Annotated in this window: 24 protein-coding genes; 12 read left to right on the top strand and 12 right to left on the bottom strand. The window is 72.8% G+C overall.

Annotated elements, in window-relative coordinates; genetic code table 11:
• Nucleotides 1–39: 39 nt before the first annotated feature.
• Genes BJ993_RS09490 through BJ993_RS09475 form a run of 4 tightly spaced genes read right to left on the bottom strand, consistent with a single transcriptional unit; the run spans nt 40 to nt 2,590 of the window.
• Nucleotides 40–537 carry a group II truncated hemoglobin gene (locus BJ993_RS09490; protein WP_179648569.1) on the bottom strand — a complete coding sequence of 166 codons (498 nt, stop codon included), beginning with the start codon at nt 535–537 and terminating at the stop codon, nt 40–42.
• Nucleotides 534–1,082 (bottom strand): ATP-binding transcription factor AbmR, encoded by a 549-nt coding sequence (gene abmR, locus BJ993_RS09485; RefSeq protein ID WP_179648568.1) that lies wholly within the window; start codon nt 1,080–1,082, stop codon nt 534–536. Before abmR ends, BJ993_RS09490 begins: the two co-directional genes overlap by 4 nt.
• A 40-nt stretch (nt 1,083–1,122) precedes the next feature.
• A complete protein-coding gene (locus tag BJ993_RS09480; RefSeq protein WP_179648567.1) occupies nt 1,123–1,929 on the bottom strand; it encodes a deoxyribonuclease IV in 807 nt (268 codons plus the stop codon).
• A 34-nt stretch (nt 1,930–1,963) separates the two neighbouring features.
• Entirely contained in the window at nt 1,964–2,590 is a 627-nt protein-coding gene (locus BJ993_RS09475; protein WP_179648566.1) for a TetR/AcrR family transcriptional regulator, read from the bottom strand.
• Between the two features lie 84 nt (nt 2,591–2,674).
• Here BJ993_RS09475 and BJ993_RS09470 point away from each other — a divergent pair, with 84 nt between their 5' ends.
• From BJ993_RS09470 to BJ993_RS09445, 6 genes are all read left to right on the top strand, one after another.
• Entirely contained in the window at nt 2,675–3,082 is a 408-nt protein-coding gene (locus BJ993_RS09470; protein ID WP_179648565.1) for a hypothetical protein, read from the top strand.
• 125 nt (nt 3,083–3,207) lie between these two features.
• Entirely contained in the window at nt 3,208–3,495 is a 288-nt protein-coding gene (gene rpsF, locus BJ993_RS09465; RefSeq protein ID WP_036543915.1) for a 30S ribosomal protein S6, read from the top strand.
• A gap of 117 nt (nt 3,496–3,612) precedes the next feature.
• Nucleotides 3,613–4,194, top strand: coding sequence for a single-stranded DNA-binding protein (locus tag BJ993_RS09460; RefSeq protein ID WP_036543917.1), 582 nt, complete (start codon nt 3,613–3,615; stop codon nt 4,192–4,194).
• A gap of 120 nt (nt 4,195–4,314) precedes the next feature.
• A complete protein-coding gene (gene rpsR / locus BJ993_RS09455; protein ID WP_036543922.1) occupies nt 4,315–4,551 on the top strand; it encodes a 30S ribosomal protein S18 in 237 nt (78 codons plus the stop codon).
• A 27-nt stretch (nt 4,552–4,578) separates the two neighbouring features.
• Nucleotides 4,579–5,025, top strand: a complete 447-nt coding sequence (gene rplI / locus BJ993_RS09450; protein WP_036543924.1) for a 50S ribosomal protein L9 — start codon at nt 4,579–4,581, stop codon at nt 5,023–5,025.
• Nucleotides 5,026–5,119: 94 nt separating this feature from the next.
• On the top strand, nt 5,120–5,767 hold the full coding sequence (locus tag BJ993_RS09445; protein WP_179648564.1) for a hypothetical protein: 648 nt from the start codon (nt 5,120–5,122) through the stop codon (nt 5,765–5,767).
• A 3-nt stretch (nt 5,768–5,770) separates the two neighbouring features.
• Here BJ993_RS09445 and BJ993_RS09440 read toward each other — a convergent pair whose 3' ends face one another.
• Both BJ993_RS09440 and BJ993_RS09435 read right to left on the bottom strand, forming a co-directional pair.
• On the bottom strand, nt 5,771–6,328 hold the full coding sequence (locus tag BJ993_RS09440) for a hypothetical protein (protein WP_036543926.1): 558 nt from the start codon (nt 6,326–6,328) through the stop codon (nt 5,771–5,773).
• The gene (locus BJ993_RS09435; RefSeq protein ID WP_179648563.1) at nt 6,325–7,701 is read right to left on the bottom strand and encodes an MATE family efflux transporter; all 1,377 of its coding nucleotides are present in this window, start codon (nt 7,699–7,701) and stop codon (nt 6,325–6,327) included. Before BJ993_RS09435 ends, BJ993_RS09440 begins: the two co-directional genes overlap by 4 nt.
• 558 nt (nt 7,702–8,259) lie before the next feature.
• On the opposite strand from BJ993_RS09435, the gene dnaB reads away from it, so the two are divergent.
• Together dnaB and BJ993_RS09425 are read left to right on the top strand one after the other, a co-directional pair.
• Nucleotides 8,260–9,564, top strand: a complete 1,305-nt coding sequence (gene dnaB / locus BJ993_RS09430) for a replicative DNA helicase (RefSeq protein WP_179652129.1) — start codon at nt 8,260–8,262, stop codon at nt 9,562–9,564.
• A gap of 63 nt (nt 9,565–9,627) precedes the next feature.
• Nucleotides 9,628–10,920, top strand: coding sequence for a PQQ-binding-like beta-propeller repeat protein (locus BJ993_RS09425; RefSeq protein WP_179648562.1), 1,293 nt, complete (start codon nt 9,628–9,630; stop codon nt 10,918–10,920).
• A 13-nt stretch (nt 10,921–10,933) separates the two neighbouring features.
• Here the strand turns inward: BJ993_RS09425 and BJ993_RS09420 are convergent, their stop codons facing one another.
• On the bottom strand, nt 10,934–11,377 hold the full coding sequence (locus BJ993_RS09420) for an iron chaperone (protein ID WP_179648561.1): 444 nt from the start codon (nt 11,375–11,377) through the stop codon (nt 10,934–10,936).
• 142 nt (nt 11,378–11,519) lie between these two features.
• Here BJ993_RS09420 and BJ993_RS09415 point away from each other — a divergent pair, with 142 nt between their 5' ends.
• Nucleotides 11,520–11,939: a DUF3592 domain-containing protein gene (locus BJ993_RS09415; protein WP_179648560.1), complete on the top strand. Its 420-nt coding sequence runs from the start codon at nt 11,520–11,522 to the stop codon at nt 11,937–11,939.
• Nucleotides 11,940–12,025: 86 nt separating this feature from the next.
• On the opposite strand, the gene BJ993_RS09410 is transcribed toward BJ993_RS09415, so the two are convergent.
• From BJ993_RS09410 to BJ993_RS09400, 3 genes are all read right to left on the bottom strand, one after another.
• Nucleotides 12,026–13,321, bottom strand: coding sequence for an FAD-dependent oxidoreductase (locus BJ993_RS09410; RefSeq protein ID WP_179648559.1), 1,296 nt, complete (start codon nt 13,319–13,321; stop codon nt 12,026–12,028).
• A gap of 98 nt (nt 13,322–13,419) precedes the next feature.
• Entirely contained in the window at nt 13,420–15,021 is a 1,602-nt protein-coding gene (locus BJ993_RS26560; RefSeq protein WP_179648558.1) for a LuxR family transcriptional regulator, read from the bottom strand.
• A gap of 41 nt (nt 15,022–15,062) precedes the next feature.
• Nucleotides 15,063–15,830: a TetR/AcrR family transcriptional regulator gene (locus tag BJ993_RS09400; RefSeq protein ID WP_179648557.1), complete on the bottom strand. Its 768-nt coding sequence runs from the start codon at nt 15,828–15,830 to the stop codon at nt 15,063–15,065.
• 81 nt (nt 15,831–15,911) lie between these two features.
• Here BJ993_RS09400 and BJ993_RS09395 point away from each other — a divergent pair, with 81 nt between their 5' ends.
• Nucleotides 15,912–16,313, top strand: a complete 402-nt coding sequence (locus tag BJ993_RS09395; protein ID WP_179648556.1) for a VOC family protein — start codon at nt 15,912–15,914, stop codon at nt 16,311–16,313.
• Here BJ993_RS09395 and ppgK read toward each other — a convergent pair.
• Complete coding sequence (ppgK, locus tag BJ993_RS09390; RefSeq protein WP_179648555.1) at nt 16,262–17,077, bottom strand: polyphosphate--glucose phosphotransferase; 816 nt, start codon at nt 17,075–17,077, stop codon at nt 16,262–16,264. The two genes, BJ993_RS09395 and ppgK, sit on opposite strands and share 52 nt — an antisense overlap.
• A gap of 99 nt (nt 17,078–17,176) precedes the next feature.
• Here ppgK and BJ993_RS09385 point away from each other — a divergent pair, with 99 nt between their 5' ends.
• Both BJ993_RS09385 and BJ993_RS09380 read left to right on the top strand, forming a co-directional pair.
• The gene (locus tag BJ993_RS09385) at nt 17,177–18,850 is read left to right on the top strand and encodes a glycoside hydrolase family 13 protein (RefSeq protein ID WP_179648554.1); all 1,674 of its coding nucleotides are present in this window, start codon (nt 17,177–17,179) and stop codon (nt 18,848–18,850) included.
• Between the two features lie 23 nt (nt 18,851–18,873).
• Nucleotides 18,874–19,884 carry a LacI family DNA-binding transcriptional regulator gene (locus BJ993_RS09380; protein ID WP_179648553.1) on the top strand — a complete coding sequence of 337 codons (1,011 nt, stop codon included), beginning with the start codon at nt 18,874–18,876 and terminating at the stop codon, nt 19,882–19,884.
• Here the strand turns inward: BJ993_RS09380 and BJ993_RS09375 are convergent.
• Nucleotides 19,871–20,740 (bottom strand): carbohydrate kinase family protein, encoded by an 870-nt coding sequence (locus BJ993_RS09375; protein ID WP_179648552.1) that lies wholly within the window; start codon nt 20,738–20,740, stop codon nt 19,871–19,873. The two genes, BJ993_RS09380 and BJ993_RS09375, sit on opposite strands and share 14 nt — an antisense overlap.
• Nucleotide 20,741: the final 1 nt, after the last annotated feature.

The following is a 20,741-nucleotide window of genomic DNA, read 5'->3' as shown; positions in this document are numbered from 1 at the left end:
GGAGTCCTCCGGAAACGGGGGGCTGGTCCGGGCCGTCGGTCAGTCGGACTCGTCGCGCCGGTCCGGCTGCCACGGCGGCGTCTGTCCCCACTGCCAGATCGGGACGTCGGCGGCGTCGATCGGCGGCGGGTCGTCGCCGGAGTAGACCAGCGCCATCCGGGTGCCCCATTCCAGGTAGTAGACGAACACCGCGCGGAACTCGGGGTCCGTCGGCAGCCCCACCTCGTCGGCGGCGTCGAGCAGCAGGTCGACCCACCGCCGCCGCTGCTGCTCGGTGATCCCGCGGCCGAGGTGCTGTCGGGCCATGTGCGGGTGGCCGCCGCGGTGCGCGGTGTAGTCCGCAGGGCCGCCGAAGACCTCGGCGAGCCAGAGGGCGACGTGCTCGGGGTGGTCGGCGTCCATGCCCGCGAACACCGGCGCCAGCACGGGATCGTGCGGCACCCGGGCGTAGAACACGGTGGTCAGCCGGCGCAGCGCGGGCAGGCCGCCGGCCCACGCGAGGATGCTCGGCGTCGTCGGGTCGGGCGACCCGGTCACGCGCTCTCCGCGGCGTTCCCGGCCGGGGCGTCGGGGCCCTGGGCGCGGACCCGGTGGACCTGCTCGAGGGAGTCGCGCAGCTCGACCAGCCAGTCGTCGGCGTGCTGCTGGACCAGCCGGACGCACCAGGCCAGGGCCTCGCTGCGGCTGCGCGCGACGCCTCCGGCGACCAGCGTGTCGAGGACGGCCCGCTCCGGCTGGCGCAGCCGGGTCATCGTCGGCACGGCCAGGTGGGTGAACAGGACGCGGGTGCCGTCGCACTCCACGCCCCAGGCGACCTTCTGGTCGTACTGCCGCTCCGCCTCGCGGGCGATGGCGATCCGGGCGTCGCGGGTGCGCTCGCGGAACTCCTGGATGCGGCCCTGCGCCGCGGCCCTGCGCTCGGTCGGCGAGGCGTCCTCGGCCAGCGCGGGGGGTGCGATGCGGCCGACGACGGTGATCTCCTCGCGGTCGACGGTGACCTCCACCAGCGACTCGAAGAGATCCTCCGGCAGCCGGCCCGCGAACCAGCCGCGGATCTGCTCGTGCTGCTCCGTTGTAATCATGTAATCGAGATTACGCCTCTTCTGCGCGAGCGCAAGGGTGTCAGAGACGCTCGATCCGCTCGACGAGCCACTCGAAGTCGGTGACGTGCTCGGCGGCGCCGCCCGGCGTCTCGCACACCACCGGGGCGCCGGCGTCGCGGACGACCTGCGCGAGCAGGTCGGGGTCGATCTGGCCGGCGCCGAAGTTGGCGTGCCGGTCGGCGCCCGAGTCGAAGGCGTCGCGGCTGTCGTTGGCGTGCACGAGGTCGATCCGGCCGGTGATGGCCAGGACGTCGTCGACGATCGTCTCGAGCGCGTTGCCGCCGGCGTGCGCGTGGCAGGTGTCGAGGCAGAAGCCGACCATGTCGGCGCCCTCGGCGCTGGCGATCGCGTCCCAGGTGCCCTTGATCCGGTCGAGGTAGCGGGTCATCGCGTTGGTGCCGCCGGCGGTGTTCTCGATCAGGAGGGGGACCTTGATGTCGGTCGCCTCGACCGCCTTGCGCCAGTTGTCGAAGCCCTTCGCCGGGTCGTCCTCGTCGGTGACGTGGCCGCCGTGGACGATCAGCCCCTTGGCGCCGAGCTCGGCCGCGGCGTCCATGTGCTGCTGCAGGAGCTTGCGGCTCGGGATCCGCTGGCGGTTGTTCGTGGTCGCGACGTTGATGAGGTACGGCGCGTGCACGTAGAGGTCCACGCCCGCGTCCTCGGCCGCCGCCCTCAGCGCCGCGGCGCCGCCCTCGTAGGAGAGCACGGGACCCTTGTAGGACTGCGGGTTGCCGAGGAAGAACTGCACCAGCGGGGCGTCGCGCGCCGCGGCCTCCGCGATCGGGTCGGTCTGGTCGACGTGGGCTCCGATGCGCAGCTCGCTCATGGGCCCCACTGTAGGGACGGGCGGGGACAGCGGCTCAGGCGGTGGCGCGGCGCACGCGGCGGCGCAGGGCGGCCCGCTCGACGGGGCCGAGCCGGTCGAGGACGCCGACGAGTCCGGCCAGCTGCTCGAGGGCCGCGAAGGCGTCGCTCGCGCCGGCTGGGTCCACGGCGTCGTACAGCTCGATGCCGACGAAGGACGCGCTGATCGCCCGCGCGAGCCCGGGTACGTCGACGAGGCCGGCCAGCGGACCGGCGTCGAGCAGCCGCGAGAGGACCTGCTCGACCTCGCTCGCCCACAGCCGCAGGCCGGCGGCGGTGGCCGGGCCGAGCGCCGGGTGGGAGGGGGACCCGGCGAGGAGCTGCCCGAGCAGGGTGACGTTGCCGGCGGCCTGCTCCTGCGCGTGGACCGTCCTGGCCAGGGCGACGAGTCCCGCGACGTCGGTGACGGCGGCCAGCGCGGCGCGGTGCGCCTCGATGCGCTGGCGGGCACCGTGTTCGCAGGCCGCCGCGAGCAGCTCGTCGACCGAGCCGAAGTGGTAGAAGACCAGCGCCTGGTTGACCCCCGCCTCCGTCGCGATCGTCCGCGCCGACGCCTTGGCGATCCCCTGGCCGACGACGACGCGCAGGGTCGCGTCCAGCAGCTTCTCGCGGGTGGTCGTCATGGGGCGATCCTGCCCGGTCTTGAGCGTTCGCTCAATCCGTGCGATCGTTTGAGCGAACGCTCAACCCTGGGAGGAGGACGCCGGATGGAGCTCGAAGGCCCCAACACCCCCGGTCTCCGCGGCTACGTGGTGGCCTGGGCGACGAGCGTCGTCGTCCTCGCCGTCCTCCTGCTGCTGATGCTAGAGCCGGACCCCGTCCCGCCCCAGGCGATCGTCTGGATCCTCGTCTTCCTGGTGCCGGCCTCGAGCCCGTTCGCCGTCGCCGGCGTGCTGCTCGTCCACCACGTGTGCCGCGAGGAGCGCCGGCAGTGGCTGCACGTGCTGGTCGCGGGTGCCGCGGGAGCGATGGCGGGTGGCTTCGTTACGCTGGTCAACGTGGGCTTCGTGGTCCTGGTCCCGGCGATCGCCGCCTCGACCGCCATCGGCCGCGCGGTCGTCGTCCCGATGGTCTGGCACCGCCGCAATTCGGCTGCCTCCGCCGTGACGGGTTAACCTCTCCTGTCCGGTGCCGTCTGGCGCCGTACACACGTCTGCCCGGGCCGAACCGGTGCGGACATGCAGAGCCCTCCTGCCGCGGAGAGTCCGTGGCCGTCAGTCCAGAGGAGGTGGAGACCGCTTTGCGCAACTACGAAGTCGTGGTCATCCTCGACCCGAGCCTCGACGAGCGGACGGTTCAGCCGTCGCTCGACAAGTACCTGAACGTCGTCCGCAACGACGGCGGCACCGTCGACAACGTCGACGTGTGGGGCAAGCGCCGCCTGGCGTACGAGATCAAGAAGAACGCCGAGGGCATCTACGCGATCATCAAGGTGACCGCTGCGCCGGCGACGATCGACGAGCTCGACCGCCAGCTGACCCTCAACGAGTCCGTGCTGCGGACGAAGGTCCTGCGCCCCACCGTCTGAGACGGGCACGTGCCTGTGGAACACGACTGTTCATTGTCGGAGCCACGGGACACGATGGGGGCCGTTGCCCGGGACTGACCCGGGCGGGCCACTCGAATCCACTCACAGGAGACCACCATGGCTGGCGACACCGTCATCACCGTTATCGGCAACCTGACCGACGACCCGGAGCTTCGCTTCACCCCGTCGGGCGCTGCGGTTGCCAACTTCACGGTGGCGTCGACCCCGCGCACCTTCGACCGGCAGACCAACGAGTGGAAGGACGGGGAGACCCTGTTCCTCCGCTGCTCGATCTGGCGGCAGGCCGCGGAGAACGTCGCGGAGTCCCTCCAGAAGGGCATGCGCGTCATCGCGCAGGGCCGTCTGGTGTCGCGGTCCTACGAGGACCGTGAGGGCCAGAAGCGCACGGTCAACGAGCTGCAGGTCGACGAGGTCGGCCCGTCGCTGACCTGGGCCACGGCCAAGGTCACCCGCGCCAACCGCTCCGGCGGTGGCGGCGGCGGTGGCTACGGCGGCGGCAACCAGGGCGGTGGCCAGGGCGGCTACGGCGGCGGTGGCAACCAGGGTGGCGGACGTCCCGCGGGCGGAGACCCGTGGGGCAGCCAGCCGTCCGGTGGATCCAACAACGGTGGCGGTGCGCCGGCCGGTGACCCCTGGGCCGCGCCCGGTGTCTCCGGTGGCGACGAGCCCCCGTTCTGAGCAACGGGCCCGGTGGTCGAGGAGGTCGCGCAGCGAGCGTCACGAACCCGGGCCATCAACACATCAACCATTCCGGCCGACGTTGACTGACGCGGCCGGGCTCTGAGGAGGAGCACCACAATGGCGAAGGCAGTCGTCCGCAAGCCGAAGAAGAAGGTTTGCCAGTTCTGCAAGGAGAAGGCCACCGGTGTCGACTACAAGGACACCGCCCTTCTGAAGAAGTTCATCTCCGACCGCGGCAAGATCCGCGCCCGTCGGGTGACCGGCAACTGCGTCCAGCACCAGCGTGACATCGCCATCGCGGTGAAGAACGCCCGCGAGGTCGCGCTGCTGCCCTACACCTCCAGCGGCCGCTGAGCTCGGTAGAGAAGGAGAGCTGAACTCATGAAGATCATCCTGACCCAGGAGGTCGAGAACCTCGGCGCTGCTGGCGACGTGGTCGAGGTCAAGGACGGCTACGGCCGCAACTACCTCATCCCGCGCGGCTTCGCGATCCGCTGGACCCGCGGTGCGCAGGCCCAGGCCGACTCGATCAAGGCCGCCCGCTCCGCGCGCGCGGTCCGCGACGAGGCGCACGCCGCCGAGATCAAGGCCAAGCTCGAGGGCGGTTCCGTCGACGTCAAGGTCAAGGCCGGCCAGGGCGGTCGCCTGTTCGGTGCGGTCACCACGGCCGACATCGCCGCCGCGCTCGGCGAGGCCGCCGGCGAGGCGATCGACAAGCGGACCATCGTCCTCGGCAACCCGATCAAGTCGCTGGGCAACCACGCGGTCTCGGTCAAGCTGCACGACGAGGTCTCCGTCGCGGTGACGCTCAACGTCATCCCGGCCTGACATCACGTCAGACGTACGTCGGCGTGGCCGGTCCCCCCGGGGGCCGGCCACGTGGCATTTTTGGGGCACTTCCCCCAACCCCAGGAGTTCCCTGATGCGCCTGCGTCGCCTCTGGCCCGCTGCCCTGCTCGCCCTCGCCCCGGTCCTCGCGGCCTGCGGTGACGACGAGCCCGACGCCGCCGACGAGCAGACCACGTCGGCCGCGCCGACGACGGATGCCCCCTCGCAGACGCCCACCGAGGAGTCGTCGGCCACCGAGGCACCGACGGAGACCACCAGCGCGCCGCCTGTCGCCGACCGCCCGCAGGCGTGCGCCCTGCTGACGTCCGGCGACGTGGCCAAGGCGATCGGGGTCGAGTTCAGCGAGGGCGTGCCCGGCCACGGCTCGGTGACGGAGAATGGCACGTCGTGGACGACCGACGAGTGCACCTTCACCGCCAAGGACCTCGTCAGCATCCGGATCGAGGTCAGCGGCCCGGCCGACGTGACCGCCGGGAAGTTCGGCTGCATCCAGCCCAGCGACGCCGACGGCAACGTCGAGCCGTCCGACGCCGCCGGCGCCTCGAAGGCGTGGTGGAAGACCAGCGCCACCCCGCCGCTGGTGGCGACGCTGCGGGCCTGCTCGGCCGAGGCCAACGTCGACGTGACGATGACCTACGAGGACGGCACCGACTACCCCGGTGACCCGTCGCAGCAGGCCCCCCAGCTGGCCGGCCTGGTGCTCAGCGGCCTCCAGGGCTGAGCCTCACGCCTCGGCGGGGGCCTCGGGCTCCGGGGCACCCGCCCACCGGCGGCCGGCGAAGACGAAGCAGAGCACCACGAGCGCGATCTGGACGGCCTGCGCGGCGACCTCGCCCGCCGTACCCACGCCGTCCCAGCCGGCGCCGAACGCCAGCGGCGGGGCCGCGAGCACGAACAGCAGGGTCATCCCGGCGATGCTGAAGCTGCTCGCGCCGCCGGTCGAGCGGGCCTTGAGCGCGGCCTGGCTGAGCTGGTGGCAGAGCACGGCGAAGAACGCGAAGCGGGGTACGTCGGCCGACCAGCCCAGCGACGGGTCCGTCTCCAGCCAGCGGGCGACCGCCGGGACGACCAGCGCGATCGAGAACCCGAGCGCAAGCACGCCGAGGAAGCGCAGCACCGGCAGCCGGCGCTCGTCGAGCACGGGCGCGAGGCCGTGGAGCCCGACCAGGACGAGCAGCCAGCCGAGCGGGTCGGGCAGCGGGTCGAAGGTGCCGGGCTCGGCGTCGGCAGGGCCCAGGGCGAGCAGCACCAGGCCCAGCCCGACGGCCTGCAGCGGCTTCACGCGCGCGCCCCGGTGACCAGCCAGGCGTCACCGCGCTCGCGGCGGACGAGGGTCACCAGCCGGCCGCCCATGAAGAGCAGGCCGAACACGACCCACACTCCGGTCAGCCCGGCACCCAGCGCACTCGTCAGCAGCACGAGCGGAGCGTAGCCGCCCAGCACCACCAGTCCGGCCCAGGCCAGGTAGCGGCCGTCGCCGGCGCCGATCAGGACGCCGTCGAGGACGAACACGACCCCGGCGACGGGCTGGACGAGCGCGGCGACCAGGAGCACCGGGACGAGTGCGTCGCGGACGGCGTGGTCCGGCGTGAACAGCGCGCCCAGCCACGGGCTCGTCGCCGCCAGGAGCAGCCCGGTGACGACCCCGCTCCACACGCCCCAGCGCACCATCCGCGTGGTGACCGCCCGGGTCGCCGCGACGTCGCCGGCGCCCAGGTGCCGGCCGGTGATGGCCTGCGCGGCGATGGCGATCGCGTCGAGGACGTAGGCGAGGAAGCCCCAGATCGTCAGCGCGAGCTGGTGGGTGGCGATGGGGACGGCGTCGGACCCGCTGCCGCCGGCGACCTCGCCGGCGGCGAGGACCACGGCCCATGTGGTGACCAGCAGCGAGGCACGCAGGGTGAGGGTGCGCACGAGGAGCGGTACGCCGGCCCGTCCGGCCGCGCGGATCCCGGCCGGGTGCGGGCGCAGGCTGGCCCCCTCGCGGCGGGCGGCGCGCACGACCACGGCCACGAGCGCCACCGCCATACCGGTCTGCGCGAGCACCGAGCCCACCGCCGACCCGGCCAGCTCGAGTCGCGGGGCCGGCCCGGCGCCGTACACGAGGAGGACGTTGAGGCCGAGGTTGGCGACATTGCCGGCGACGGCGACGACGAGCGGGGTCCGGGTGTCCTGCAGCCCACGCAGCACGCCGGTGGTGGCGAGCACGAGGAGCAGGGGAGTGGTGCCGGCGGCGGCGATGCGGAGGTACGTCGTCGCGGCGGCCTCGACGTCCGAGGACGCGCCGAACAGGGTGACCAGCGGGTGGGCGAGCAGGCTGGTGACGAGGGTGACGGGGATGCCGATCGCGACCGCGAGCCAGAGGCCGTCGACGCCCTGGGCGAGGGCTTCGCGGCGGTGGCCGGCACCGAGCTGGCGGGCGACGCCGGCGGTGGTGCCGTAGGCGAGGAAGATGCACAGGCCGACCACGGTCGACAGCACCGTCCCGGCGAGGCCGAGCCCGGCGAGCTCGCGGGTGCCGAGGTGCCCGACGACGGCCGCGTCGCCGAGCAGGAACAGCGGCTCGGCGACGAGGGCGAGGAAGGCGGGGACCGCGAGCCGGGCGATCTCGCGGTCGAGCGAGCGCCCGCCGGCGGGAGTGGGGGACGCTGTCACCGGATCGGATAACACATCAGTGGCGCCTTGGGGGCAACTTGTGGAAATGCGCCCGCAAAAACGTGGGTGCGGCCCGTTGTGCGGCGGCCACCACGTGGCCCCCGGTTGGCCGCCAGGTGAACGAGACTGGCGGGTAGGAATTTTGAGTCCACAGGTGGGGAGGAGTGTTTCCGCAGGTCAGAGCCGGTTTCCACAGCCCTCCCCCTCCCTGTTCCACAGTGTTGTCCCCAGACCGTGCACACCGTTTCCGCGTGTCGTCCACCTACCCCCGCCGGTTATCCCCAAGGCCTGTGGATAACTACGCCGCGTCGGCTTCACGCACGGCTCCTCGGCGTCTAGGTTCGACTCGCGCAGGGGATTGTGTCGGACCCTCTCGGCAGCCTCCGCCACCGTACGACGTCCTCCAGGCGGCGCGGTGCCGCCACCCGCGATCGAGCCAGGAGCCGGAGACCCGTGAGCCTCACCGACGACCAGCCGTCGTGGACCGCCGAGCCCCCGGAGCAGTGGGGTGACGGTCCGGCCGCCTACGCACCCGGCGAGGCGCCGGCCGGCGGGCGGATGCCACCGCAGGACCTGGCGGCCGAGCAGTCCGTGCTCGGCGCGATGCTCATCTCGAAGGACGCGATCGCCGACGTCGTCGAGGTCATCCGCGGCGTCGACTACTACCGGCCCGCCCACGAGGAGATCCACGAGGCGATCCTCGACCTCTTCGGGCGCGGCGAGCCCGCCGACATGGTCACCGTCGCCGGTGAGCTGCAGCGGCGTGGCCAGCTGCAGAAGATCGGCGGGGCGGCGTACCTCCACACCCTGGCCGCCAACGTGCCGATCGCGGCCAACGCCGGCTTCTACGCCGAGATCGTCTACGAGAAGGCCATCCTGCGCCGCCTGGTCGACGCCGGCACCAAGATCGTCCAGATCAGCTACGCGGGCGAGGGCGAGGTCGAGGGCATCGTCAACGAGGCCCAGTCCGAGATCTACAAGGTCACCGACCGCAACAAGTCGGAGGACTACGCCCCGCTGAGCGACATCATGGACTCGGTCCTCGACGAGATCGAGGCCATCGAGAACCGTGAGGCCGGCATCTACGGCGTGCCGACCGGGTTCGCCGACTTCGACGACCTCACCAACGGCTTCCACTCCGGCCAGATGATCGTCGTCGCCGCCCGTCCCGCGATGGGCAAGTCGACGCTGGCCCTCGACTTCTGCCGGGCCGCGGCGATCCACAACAACCTGACCGCCGCCTTCTTCAGCCTCGAGATGACGCGCGCCGAGATCGTCATGCGACTGCTCTCGGCCGAGGCGCGGATCCCGCTCAACCACATCCGCAACGGCAAGATGAGCACGGAGGAGTGGGACCGGCTCGCGCGCCACGTCGCGAAGGTCTCGGCGTCGCCGATGTTCATCGACGACTCGCCCAACATGACGATGACCGAGATCCGGGCCAAGGCCCGCCGCCTCAAGCAGAAGCACGACCTGCGCCTGATGGTCATCGACTACCTCCAGCTGATGAGCTCCGGCAAGAAGGTCGAGTCCCGCCAGCTCGAGGTCTCGGAGTTCTCCCGCCAGATCAAGCTCCTCGCCAAGGAGCTCGAGATCCCGGTCATCGCGCTGTCGCAGCTCAACCGTGGTCCCGAGCAGCGCGCCGACAAACGCCCCGCGGTCAGCGACCTGCGTGAGTCCGGCTCGATCGAGCAGGACGCCGACATGGTCGTCCTGCTCCACCGCGACGACGTCTACGAGAAGGAGTCGACCCGCCCCGGCGAGGCCGACCTGATCGTCGCCAAGCACCGCAACGGCGCGACCCGCGACATCGTCGTGGCCTTCCAGGGTCACTACAGCCGGTTCGTCGACATGGCGCACTGACCGCCCGCGCGGATCCGAGCCCGTCGTCGTTTCGCGCCCCCACCCGGGGGAACGAACGCTCCCATGCCTATGTCGACAGTGACCAGGGTCGCCGCCGGTGCGGCACTGGTGAGCCTGCTCGCGGCGTGCAGCTCCGCCGGCTCCGAGGAGCCTGACCCGGCGCCGAGCCCGACCCCGGAGACCGCCGGCTGGGAGGTGTACGACGGTCCGGCGGCGCCCGACCTCGTGGTGCGGGAGGTGCCACTCGCCGCCGGAGTCGGTCGGGACATCGACGACGTGGACCGGGTGGAGCGGATCGGCGGCGTCGCCGTGATCTGGGGCCGTGACGACCTCGACGACCTGATGAAGGCCGTGGACCTCGCCTCGGGGCGGGTGCTGTGGCAGCGCCGGCTGACGGACGTGGTCGGCTCACCCCTCGGCGACGTGCGCCTCGATGGTCCGTGGGACGTCGTACCCGGCTCCGGCGTGCTGGTGACCACCTCCTACCTGGACGGTTGCGCGCGCAACCTCCGGGCCTGCGGCATCGACGAGCGCCTCGAGGAGAAGGGGGAGGCGCTCCACGCGGTCGACGTGCGCACGGGTGAGGTGCGGTGGAGCGTGCCGCTGCTGCCCTCCGCGCCCGGGTCCAACCTGGGGCGCCTGCCCTTCGGCATCGACCGGATCGAGACCGCCGGTTCGGTGGTGGTGGTGAGCCTCGTCGACGACCGGGGCCAGGCGGCGCTGGTCCAGGGCCACGACGCCGCCACGGGCCGGCGGCTGTGGGAGAGGTCCGGCGCCTGGCTCGTCGCGGCGGCCGACGACGTGGTCCTGACCGGGGTGGTCGACGACCCCGACGACACCGAGACCGTCGGTGCGTTGCAGGGCCGGGACGCGCTGACCGGCAAGGTGCGCTGGACGAACCCCGGGCTGCCGGGTGACCTGCCCGACGCGGCGGGGACCGCCAACGGCGGCATGGGCTACGTCGGGACCACGGTGTTCAGCCTCGCGGACGGCCACGAGATCACGCGGTCGAACAGGTTCGCCCGGCTGGGGAGCGGTTCCGACGGGACGTACGCCGCGACGGACGGGCCGGCACTCGACGAGGACCAGTGCTGCGTCGACACCGTGGCGACCGTCGGCTCCGACGGGGTGTGGCGACGCAGCGAGCAGGCCGTCGGCCAGTCCGTCGAGTGGGCCGACGGCGACTACATCTGGCGCTCGCTGGACACCAGCGGGGAAGGGCTCGTCGCCGTCGACCGCACGGGCGCAGCCCGGTCGCGCGAGCTGCCCGTCGCGTACGGCGCGCAGTTCTCCGGCGGTCTGATCCTCAGCGAGTCAGGCGGTGCGATCCGGATGTGGACCTACCGCCCCCGCTGAGGCGACAAGCGGCTCACGCCGGACGAACGGCCTTCTCTACCAGCGCCGTCAGCTTCTTCTCCACCGCGGCGTTCATCGTCGCCACGGCGAAGACCGTGGGCCACAGGTCGCCGTCGTCGAGGTTGGCCCACTCCTGGAAGCCGACCTCGGCGTAGCGCATCTTGAACTTCCCCGCGCACTTGAGGAACACCACGACCTTCCCGTCGCCATTGGCGTACGCCGGCATCCCGTACCAGGTCTTCGGGGCCAGGTCGGGCGCGTGGGTGGTGACGATGGCGTGGAGCGCCTCGCCGATCGCCCGGTCGGCGTCGTCCATCGCGGCGATCTTGTCGAGGCAGTCCTGCAGGTCGGCCTGGACCTTCTTGCTGCCGGTCCCGCGGCTCGCGGCGGCCCGCCGCTCGGCCGCGGCCTCCTTCATCGCCGCCTTCTCCTCGTCGCTGAACGTGCTGTTCGCCATGGCTCTTTCCCTTCTGGATCGGTTCGTCCCGACGAGCGTAGGAGCGCTGGTGGTCAGGTTGCTTCTTCGTTCCTGACCGGTTGGAGGAGGTCCCGGACTCCGGTCCGGTTTCGGTCCGGAGCCGGCGGAGAGGATCGGAGCCATGGAGACCGATCTTCCGCGCTGGGTGGCGCTGTTGATCAGCGCGATGCTGGTGACGCCCTTCCTGGTCGCGCTCTTCGTCGTCGTACGCCATCACTGGCGCGCCCGCACATGGGCCCGCGCCGAGGCCACCGTGACCAAGCGTCGGTCCGAGATCTCGCGGCAGGGCGACGGGTCGACCTCCACCACGACGACGGTCACCTTCACCTTCGCGGACAAGACCGAGCGCGACCGGACCGGCACCGCGGTCAACCCCGCCGGCGAACCACGGCTCGGCGACGTGCTCGAGGTGATGTACGACCCCCAGGACCCCGACCGCAGCCGGGTCGTCGAGCTCGGCCGGCGGTACGTCGTCATGCTGGCCGTCTTCGCCCTGCTGTTCGTGCTCGGGGTGTGGTCCGTCTTCGTCCCGCTCGGCTGAGCCTGACGGGCCGAACCGGCACGTCGACGGTCCGGACCGGCAAGTCGGCGGTGCGAAGTGGCAAGTCGGCGGTGCAAAGTGGCAAGTCAGCGGGCGGCGGGGGCTCCGACGAGCTCGGCCAGCCGCGGACCCTGCACCGGCGGCAGCCAGCCCTCGCGCAGCAGCTGTGCCACCGGCTCCCGCAGCTGGTCGATGACCGCCGGGCCGGCGTGCATGCCGGCGCAGGGGCCGATGATCGGCATCCACTCGGGGTGGACCTCGCCGGCGGCGAAGATGACGTCGCTGGGCAGCGGCTCGTCGGCGGAGAGGGGCTCGCCGTGGAAGCGGCGCAGCAGGGAGCCGTCGGTCAGCACGTGGTCGGCCCACCACGGCCGGATGTGCTCCTCGGCCCACTGGTCGAGCAGCAACGACAGGTCCGTCGCGTCGTCGTCGACGTGGTCGAGGAAGACCTTCGCGTGGGGGATGTGGAGCGCCAGGCTGCGACCGTTGGCCGGGTTCAGGGTGCACACGCTGTCGCCGAGGAAGGCCAGGCCGCGCGCAGGCGGGAGCCCGAGCGCCGGGCCCTGCAGGCGGTAGGTGTTGGTCAGGTTGCCCCCGACGTGGACCGGCGTGATCGGCTCGTGGGCCTCGGCGTCGGCCCAGGGTGCCGTGTGCGGGATCGCCCGTACGGCGCGCAGGAACGCCTCGTCGTCGCGGAGCGCCGCGATCTCCCCGGCCTCGGATGGGCAGACGAGCAGCACGTGGTGGGTGCGGTTGTCGGCCGGCATCACCAGCGAGCCGTGGTCGGGCCCGTTCACGAAGGACGGGAACGGGGCGTCGTACGACGCGGCGCCGGGACGGGTCCGGAAGGTCCGGAAGACGTACGACGTCCCGGTGGTCCCGCCCTCGACGGGCCCGCGCAGCTCCTCGCCGAGGTGGCTCGCGCGCCCGGTCGCGACCACGACGACGTCCGCCCACACCGGGTCGTCGTCCACGACGGCTCCCCGCACGACGCCGTCCTCGACGAGCAGCGACTCGGCGTGACCGGTGCGCCACCGCAGCCTCGGCTCGGCCTGTGCGGTCTCGCGCAGCACCCGCTCGACGAGCGGCCGGCGGGCGAAGAGCGCCGTGACCATCCCCGGCATGCCGGGCACCTCGCCGATCCGGGCGCCCTCGGTCGTGAGGCGCTCGACGACGTCGGGCATCTCCTCGAGCATCGCGCGCACCATCTGCCCGCGCCAGGCGTGCGGGGAGTCCCCCTGCATGACGCCGCTACGACGCCAGGTGCCGTCGGCCGCGGGACCGGGGTCCCGGTCGACGACCGTGACGTCGTGGCCGCGGCGGGCCAGCCCGATCGCGGTGAACGTGCCGACGGGGCCTGCCCCGATGACGAGAGCCTTCATGGTGTCCTCCTGGGTCCGTTTCCCGGACCGTAGGAGCGCAGCGGGGGTCGTCGCGTCGGCAGAATTGTGCAGGTCGGTGTGCAGATCGAGCAGGGGCGTCAGGCGAGCCCGTGCTGGTGGGCCCAGGCCGTGGCGGCGGCCCGGTTGGTGACGTCGATCTTGGCGAAGATGTTGGCCAGGTGGCGGGCGACGGTCTTCTCCGACAGCACCAGCTGGTCGGCGATGCCCCGGTTGGTGGCGCCGGACGCGACCAGGCGCAGCACCTCGGCCTCACGGCCGGTGAGCCCGTGGCGCTCGGTCCGGGTGACCTTGTCGAGCCGGTCGAGCTCGGGCTGCGCCCCGAGCGAGGTGAAGGTGGCGCGTGCGGCATCCCGCTCCAGGCGGGCGGTCTCGTGGTCGCCCAGGGCGTCGCAGGCGTCGGCGATCGCGACCCGGCAGCGCGCAGCGTCCCAGGGCGACCCGGTCGCCCGGAAGCCCTCGAGGGCGGCGCGCAGGGCGCCGAGCGCCTCCTGCGGAGCACCGCGGTGCAGCGCGAGCCGGCCCCGGGCCGCGGAAGCGGCCGCGCGGAGGAAGGCGGCGTCGGGGGCCGATGCGGCCGCCTCGTCGAGCCGCGCCGAAGCCTCGCTCGCGCACGTCAGGTCGCCGGCAGCCAGGGCGACCTCCAGCAGGGCCGGCCACAGCCGGGTGCGCAGCTGGGGGGCACCGGGCTCCTCGAGCGCGCGCCGGAGGGACAGCAGGGCCGAGTCGGTCCGGCCCTGCGCGAGCCGCATCAGCGCGAGGCCCGGCTGGGGGTCCTTCCCGTGCGCGAGCGCCGCGCGGTAGGCGGACTCGGCGGCGTCGTACTCACCCCGGAGGCGGTGCAGCTCAGCCCGGACGTAGTGGGCCTCGCCGATGGTGTTCTGGTTGGGTCCGGGGTGCGCGATCAGGCCGTCAACCTCGGCGATCGCGCGGGCCCAGTCGCCCCGCAGCTGGTGGACCTCGGAGCGGTGGACGATGCACGCCCCCTGGAAGGGCACCAGGCCGGGCTGCGCCGCGCACCACTCGTCGAGCACCCGGGTCCACTCGACGCTGCGCTCGACGTCGAGGCAGGCCTTGCAGTTGGCCACGATCGCGCAGTAGACGATGCCGACGGCCTGCGGGGTGACCCCGGTGGCGGTCGCGCGCACCATCGTCGCGTCCAGCTCCGCCAGGCCGCGGGCGAGCTCGCCGCTCGCGAGCAGGGCCTGGCCGTGGGCGAGCCCGCTGAAGACCCGCAGGTCCGTGTCGTCGTGCTCCTCGGCGATCCCGGCCAGCCCGGTTGCGAGCTCGAGCGCCTCCGCGGCGTGGCCGGAGTGGAGGTGGGCCATGGTGGCGGTCAGCTGCTCGTAGCCGCGCCAGACCGATGCCTCGAAGCGGTCGCCCTGCACGCTGCGCATCAGCCCCCACCAGCCGCGCGCCTGGCCCTGGTCGCCCCGGAAGTTCGCGGTGAGGCCGAGCCAGAAGGCCACCCGGGACGCGCCGTGCAGGTCGCCCTCGGCGAGGTGCGCGCGGTGGGCGCGCTCGCGGACCGCGGCCGCCTCGGCCAGCTCGCCGGTGAGGAAGGCGGCCAGGCCCCACTGCTCGAGGTCGCGGGCCCCGGCCGGGTCGGCGGCGGCGTACGCGCGCCGGGCGTCCGGCCACGCCCGGGCGTCGTACGCCTGCCTTGCTGCCTCGAGGCTCACCTCGTCATGATGGCCCGATCGGCCGCCGATGAGTAGCGGTGTCAGTCCTTCTCGATGAGGGAGGCCAGTCCGTCCAGCGTGCGGGCCAGGCCGAATCGCCAGGCCCGGTCGGCCTCCCACGCGCTGCCTTGCGCCTCGCCGGCGGCGGCGCCGACCCGCACGGCCCGCGGGTAGGCCTGCGGGTCGAGGGCGCGCGCGAGCACCGGTTCGTTGGCGGCCCACCAGTCCGCGTCGCTCATCGCGCTGTCGGTGGTGGCCCGGGCCGCGTCGTGGGCCGCCCGGCAGTGCGCCTGCACGAAGCCGAGGAGGTAGGTCAGGGCGGCGTCGGTGGTGACGTCGTCGAGCCCGGTGCCGTCGTACGCGGCGAGCTCGTGCTCGTACTTCGCCATCAGTCCGGGCCCGAGCGGCGGCCGGCTGAGCGCGGCAACCTCGGTCAGCCAGGGGTGGGCGAGCAGCAGGTCGCGGTTGGCCTCGGCGACCTTCGTGAGCCGGGTGCGCCACGAGCGGCTGCGCCACGCGGGCCGCGGCATGGCGAGGTAGAGGGCGTCGACCATCAGGTCGAGCAGCTCCGCCTTGCCGGGGACGTAGGTGTAGACCGACATCGCGGACACCCCCACCCGTTCGGCGATCGCACGCATCGTCACGGCCGAGAGGCCCTGCTCGTCGGCAAGGGCGAGGGCGCTGGTGACGAGCTGGTCGACGGTGACCGACCGTCCGGGCCCCTTGCGCCGTGGTCCTGCCGACGCATCGCCCCACAGCAGCGCGAGGGTGCGGCTCGGCTCGCCTGCGCCGGTGCTGGTGCCGCTCATGGCGACCATCCTTGCACGCCAGCGTCTTACGATGTACGGTGTACAGCGTACGATGTACACCGTATAGGGAAAAGATCCCGCTTGACCATCACCTCCACCGCCCTCTCGCTCAATGTCGCCGACGTGGACGCGTCCGCCGCCTGGGCGCAGCGCCACCTCGGCTTCACCGTGGCGATGGCCGCCGACGGCTTCTGCTCGCTCGAGCACCCCGAGGCGGGCGTCAACCTGATCTACCTGCGCACCGGCCTGGCGAGCTTCAAGCCCGCATCGGTCGCCGGACCAGCCGACGGGGTCCTCGTCGTCTTCACGGTCGACGACATCGACCGCGACTACGCCCGCCTGCAGGACGACGGCGTCGAGGTCGTGACCCCGATCGAGACCGAGCCGTGGGGCGAGCGGTACTTCCAGATGGCCGACCCCAACGGGGTGGTCTACCAGCTCGTGCAGTGGGTCGCGCCGACCGATCCCCAGTACGCCGGCTGAGCCGTCCGGTCCCGGCCGGCGGCGAGGAGCGCCGCCCCGATGGCACCCGCGTCGTTGCCCAAGGCGGCGGCGGTGATCGGCGTACGGATGTCCACGTGGGGGAGGAACTTCCCAGCGCTGGCGCTCACGGCGCCCCCGACGACGATCAGGTCGGGCGAGAGGAGCGCCTCCAGGCGGCGGTAGTACGTCGTGAGCCGCTCCGCCCAGGCCCGGTAGCCCAGCTCCTCGCGGTGCAGGGCCGACGTCGCCGCCCGGTGCTCGGCGGGTCGCCCGTCGATCTCGAGGTGCCCGAGCTCGGTGTTCGGAAGGAGGGTGCCGCCGAGGAGGAGGGCGCTCCCGATGCCCGTCCCGAGGGTGGTGACCAGGACGACGCCGGCCTGGTCGCGCGCCGCGCCGAAGGCCGTCTCCGCGACCCCCGCGGCGTCGGCGTCGTTGACGACGTGCACGGAGCCGGGCACCAGGTCGGCCAGGGCTGACCGGGCGTCGAAGCCGACCCACACCGGGTCGATGTTGGCCGCCGTGCGCACCACCCCGTTGCGAACGACGCCGGGAAGGGTGACGCCGATCGGGGTGCCGGGGACCGGGGCGAGGGCGCGGGCGAGGCCGACCACCTCGGCGAGCACGCGCGACGGGTCCGCCGGCCGGGGCGTGCTCGTCATGGCCCGGGGGGCGAGGAGCGCACCGGTCGCGGGCGCGACGAGGGCGGCCTTGATCGTCGTACCACCGACGTCAACGCCCACGGCGCAGTCGGGAAGCTCAGCCATGACGCCGAGGGTATGAAGCGCCACCGAAGACCGCAAGAGGCTTGCTGAAAGTTGCAGATTTCTTGCGGCGCTGCTTGCGCAAGAGCTATCGTCGTTGGCATGTCCCTCCCCGTGACCCCGGCAGCGCCGGAGGACGAGCCCGCTGCCGCGTCCGACTGGTGGCGCCACGCCGTCATCTACCAGGTGTACCCGCGCAGCTTCGCCGACAGCGACGGCGACGGCATCGGCGACCTCGCCGGTGTCCGCTCCCGCCTGCCGTACCTGCGCGACCTCGGCGTCGACGCCGTCTGGCTCTCGCCGTTCTACGCCTCCCCGCAGGCGGACGCCGGCTACGACGTGTCGGACTACCGGCGCGTCGACCCGATGTTCGGCGAGCTTGCGGATGCGGCGGGGCTGATCGAGGACGCCCACGCGCTGGGACTCCGGGTGATCGTCGACCTGGTCCCGAACCACTGCTCCGACCAGCACGAGTGGTTCCAGCGCGCCCTGCTGGCTGGGCCCGGGTCGACCGCACGCAAGAGGTTCCACTTCCAGACCGGGAGGGGCGTCGCGGGCGAGCTGCCGCCCAACGACTGGGAGTCGGTGTTCGGCGGACCTGCGTGGACCCGGGTGCCGGACGGCGAGTGGTACCTCCACCTGTTCGCCCCGGAGCAGCCGGACCTCAACTGGGACCACCCCGCCGTGCACGACGAGTTCCGCTCCATCCTGCGCTTCTGGCTCGACCTCGGGGTCGACGGGTTCCGCATCGACGTCGCCCACGGCCTGGTCAAGGCACCCGGACTCCCCGACGTGGGCGGGGCGGACCAGCTCAAGCTGCTCGGCAACCTGGCGACGCCGTACTTCGACCAGGACGGGGTCCATGAGATCTACCGCGACTGGCGCCGGGTCCTTGATGAGTACGACGGCGAGCGGATCTTCGTCGCCGAGGCATGGACCCCGACCCTGCAGCGTGCGGCGCAGTACGTCCGGAGCGACGAGCTGCACCAGGCGTTCAACTTCTCCTACCTGTGCACGGACTGGCAGGTCGACGCCCTCCGCGAGATCGTCGACCTGACCCTGGCGGCCATGGGCGAGGTCGGCGCGCCGGCGACGTGGGTGCTGTCCAACCACGACGTGACCCGCCACGCCACCCGGTTCGCCAACCCGCCCGGCCTCGGCATCCAGATGGTGACGCCCGGCGACCGCGAGCTGGGCCTGCGGCGGGCACGGGCGGCCACCCTGCTGATGCTGGGCCTGCCCGGTTCGGCCTACGTCTACCAGGGCGAGGAGCTCGGCCTCCCCGACGTCACCGACCTGCCGGACGAGGTGCGGGCCGATCCCTCCTTCCACCGCGCCGACGGCCAGGACGGCTTCCGGGACGGCTGTCGGGTGCCGATCCCGTGGTCGGGCTCGGCCGCGCCGTACGGCTTCGGGCCCCGGGACGGCGGCCCGAGCTGGCTGCCCCAGCCGGACGCGTGGGCCGAGCTCAGCGTGGAGACCCAGACCGGGGTCGAGGGCTCGACCCTCGAGCTGTACCGCGCGGCCCTCGCCGCCCGACGGGCCCACACGTCGCTGCAGGGCGGTGACCTGGCGTGGCTGGACGCCCCGGCCGGCGTCCTCGCCTTCCGCCGGACCGCCGGTGCGGCCACCCCTGTGGTGGTCACGGCCAACACGACAGGGGAGCATGTGCGCATGGCCGTCCCCGGTGCGCTCCTCCTCTCGTCCTCCCCGCTCGAGGTCGCCGACGGCGAGGCCGTGCTGGCGCCGGACACCACGGCTTGGTGGGCTGTCTGAGGGACGACGGGGGACCGAGGGGAATGGACCAGCCGCGACTGCTCGACATCGCCCACCACGCCGGGGTCAGCGAGGCCACGGTGTCGAGGGTGCTGAACGGCAAGGCGGGGGTGTCCGCGGCGACGCGGGAGACCGTGCTCGCCGCGCTCGACGAGCTCGGCTACGAGCGCTCCGGCCGGCCCCAGCGCTCCCGCGCCGGGCTGGTCGGTCTGATCATCCCGGAGCTGAGCAACCCGATCTTCCCCGCGATGGCGCAGGTCATCGAGCAGGTCCTGGCCCGGCACGCCTACATCCCCGTTCTCTGCACCCAGACACCCGGTGGCGCGACCGAGGACGAGCTCGTCGACGTCCTCGTCGAGCGCGACGTCACCGGGATCGTCTTCGTCTCCGGTGTGCACGCCGACATGTCGGCCGACCACACGCGCTACGCGCGCCTGACGGCGAGCGGCGTGCCGTTCGTGCTGATCGACGGCTACAGCGAGCGGATCTCCGCCCCGTTCGTGTCGGTGGACGACGGCGCGGCGATGCGGATGTCGGTCGAGCACCTCGTCGAGCTCGGCCACGAGCGGATCGGGCTCGCCCTCGGGCCACACCGTTTCGTCCCCGTCGTCCGCAAGGTCGCCGGTTTCACCGAGGTGATGGAGGCTCGCGGCCTGGGCGGGGCCGACCGCGTGCAGCACTCCCTCTTCACGCTCGAGGGCGGGCGGGCAGCAGCGGACGCCCTCCTCGACGATGGTTGTACGGCGATCGTCTGTGGCAGCGACATCATGGCCCTCGGCGCCATCCGCGCCGTGCGGGCGCGTGGCCTCGATGTGCCGCGCGACGTCTCCGTCGTCGGGTTCGACGACAGCCCGATGACCGCCTTCACCGACCCGCCGCTGACGACGATCCGCAAGCCGGTCGAGGCGATGAGCACGGCCGCGGTCGACGCGCTCGTCGACGAGATCCGGGGCAACACGGCGCACCGCACCGAGTTCTTGGTCCAGCCCGAGCTGGTGCTCCGGGGCTCGACCGGTCGTCCTAGCCCGCGCTGAGCAGGCCGTCCAGTGCCGGGTGCAGGTGCCGGCTGCCGAGCACCTGGGCAGCCGATCGGGCGCCAGCGGCCAGCGCCTCGGGCAGCTCCGCCCCCGCGAGGTGGGCGTCGAGGGTTCCCGCGAAGAAGGCGTCACCGGCCCCGTTCGTGTCCACGACTGGGGCGGGGACCGCGTCGACCCGATGGACGCGTCCCGACCGGTCGAGCGCGACCGCGCCCTCGGCGCCGAGGGTGCATACCGCGAAGGCGGCGCCGTGCCTCAGGCAGCGAGCCAGGAGGTCGAGAGGGTCTGGCGTCGCGTCGTCGTTCATGAAGACCGCGTCGGCCGCCTCCAGGAAGGGCTGGTGGAAGGCCGCCCGGCCGTCGTAGTCGTGGAGATCGGTCCAGATCGGGCGTCGGGCGGCGAGCGCGGTCGGCACCAGGCGTCGCGGCTCCGCCCCCAGGTCGAGTACGACGACCGCGGACCCGGCCATCAGCTCCTGGACCTCACGGTCCCGCTCCGCGTCGTCCGGCCCGGCCGGCGGGCGGGCCAGGTAGATGGACAGCCGCTCGCCCGCCGGCGTCATCAGGTTGAGGTGCTGCTCGGTGACGGCCGCCCGGTCCGCGCGCACCTGTACGCCAGCGAGGGTCAGGACCGACCGCACCAACTCGCCCTCGGCGCCGGCCGCGAGCTGCGTGGACAGCAGCACCTCGCGACCGGCGCCGGCGAGCGAGAGGGACTTGCCCGCCGACGTACCTCCGACGGTGTGCCACGCATCGGTCGCGACGACCGTGTGCGCCACCGGCTCGGGGAGCCGGTCGAGCAGCACGATCCGGTTCCACGAGGCGGGCCCCACGACGAGGACGCGATCGGTCACC

The organism is Nocardioides aromaticivorans, assembly GCF_013408525.1.
GTDB lineage: Bacteria > Actinomycetota > Actinomycetes > Propionibacteriales > Nocardioidaceae > Nocardioides > Nocardioides aromaticivorans.
Note: the sequence above shows the minus strand (reverse complement) of the source record. Positions and strands in the feature narration are given on the sequence as shown.

What these genes read in the sequence shown, in the direction of transcription:
- abmR (WP_179648568.1), bottom strand. Translation starts at nt 1,082, where the DNA reads ATGATTACAACGGAGCAGCACGAGCAGATCCGCGGCTGGTTCGCGGGC.
- BJ993_RS09480 (WP_179648567.1), bottom strand. Translation starts at nt 1,929, where the DNA reads ATGAGCGAGCTGCGCATCGGAGCCCACGTCGACCAGACCGACCCGATC.
- BJ993_RS09475 (WP_179648566.1), bottom strand. Translation starts at nt 2,590, where the DNA reads ATGACGACCACCCGCGAGAAGCTGCTGGACGCGACCCTGCGCGTCGTC.
- BJ993_RS09470 (WP_179648565.1), top strand. Translation starts at nt 2,675, where the DNA reads ATGGAGCTCGAAGGCCCCAACACCCCCGGTCTCCGCGGCTACGTGGTG.
- BJ993_RS09460 (WP_036543917.1), top strand. Translation starts at nt 3,613, where the DNA reads ATGGCTGGCGACACCGTCATCACCGTTATCGGCAACCTGACCGACGAC.
- rpsR (WP_036543922.1), top strand. Translation starts at nt 4,315, where the DNA reads ATGGCGAAGGCAGTCGTCCGCAAGCCGAAGAAGAAGGTTTGCCAGTTC.
- rplI (WP_036543924.1), top strand. Translation starts at nt 4,579, where the DNA reads ATGAAGATCATCCTGACCCAGGAGGTCGAGAACCTCGGCGCTGCTGGC.
- BJ993_RS09445 (WP_179648564.1), top strand. Translation starts at nt 5,120, where the DNA reads ATGCGCCTGCGTCGCCTCTGGCCCGCTGCCCTGCTCGCCCTCGCCCCG.
- dnaB (WP_179652129.1), top strand. Translation starts at nt 8,260, where the DNA reads ATGCCACCGCAGGACCTGGCGGCCGAGCAGTCCGTGCTCGGCGCGATG.
- BJ993_RS09425 (WP_179648562.1), top strand. Translation starts at nt 9,628, where the DNA reads ATGCCTATGTCGACAGTGACCAGGGTCGCCGCCGGTGCGGCACTGGTG.
- BJ993_RS09420 (WP_179648561.1), bottom strand. Translation starts at nt 11,377, where the DNA reads ATGGCGAACAGCACGTTCAGCGACGAGGAGAAGGCGGCGATGAAGGAG.
- BJ993_RS09415 (WP_179648560.1), top strand. Translation starts at nt 11,520, where the DNA reads ATGGAGACCGATCTTCCGCGCTGGGTGGCGCTGTTGATCAGCGCGATG.
- BJ993_RS09410 (WP_179648559.1), bottom strand. Translation starts at nt 13,321, where the DNA reads ATGAAGGCTCTCGTCATCGGGGCAGGCCCCGTCGGCACGTTCACCGCG.
- BJ993_RS09400 (WP_179648557.1), bottom strand. Translation starts at nt 15,830, where the DNA reads ATGAGCGGCACCAGCACCGGCGCAGGCGAGCCGAGCCGCACCCTCGCG.
- ppgK (WP_179648555.1), bottom strand. Translation starts at nt 17,077, where the DNA reads ATGGCTGAGCTTCCCGACTGCGCCGTGGGCGTTGACGTCGGTGGTACG.
- BJ993_RS09385 (WP_179648554.1), top strand. Translation starts at nt 17,177, where the DNA reads ATGTCCCTCCCCGTGACCCCGGCAGCGCCGGAGGACGAGCCCGCTGCC.
- BJ993_RS09380 (WP_179648553.1), top strand. Translation starts at nt 18,874, where the DNA reads ATGGACCAGCCGCGACTGCTCGACATCGCCCACCACGCCGGGGTCAGC.